The organism is Bacillus sp. SIMBA_005 (genome assembly GCF_046535585.1).
GTDB classification, from domain to species: domain Bacteria; phylum Bacillota; class Bacilli; order Bacillales; family Bacillaceae; genus Bacillus; species Bacillus pumilus.
Window position 1 is genome coordinate 1 of the sequence record NZ_JAWRWI010000636.1, and the last position, 261, is coordinate 261.

Genomic DNA, 261 nt, shown 5'->3' on the forward strand with positions numbered 1-261 from the left:
GTTATTTTCTTTGGCTCCCCCTATTCAATTGCACCTGCCCGTGCTTTTTTAATTCCATTCATTCATAATGATGTTTGTTATTGTTTTCGCTGTTGGTTCATATAACCATACGCGCTTTCCTTTGAATCCACGTTGTCTTTCGTATTGTTTGATACGTGGATCGCATAGGATATGTTCTTCCAAGAATGTCTTTTTAAAAGTTGTTGCTCTCATAATGTCATCGATATCCCAAAATAAAATTTCCTGCCTAGCAGTTTCGTT

At 36.8% G+C, this 261-nt stretch carries 1 protein-coding gene; it reads right to left on the minus strand.

The window, feature by feature from the left end; translation table 11 throughout:
• Nucleotides 1–48: 48 nt before the first annotated feature.
• A partial coding sequence (locus SB660_RS21625; protein ID WP_410584473.1) for a hypothetical protein occupies nt 49–261 on the minus strand: 213 nt, incomplete at its 5' end.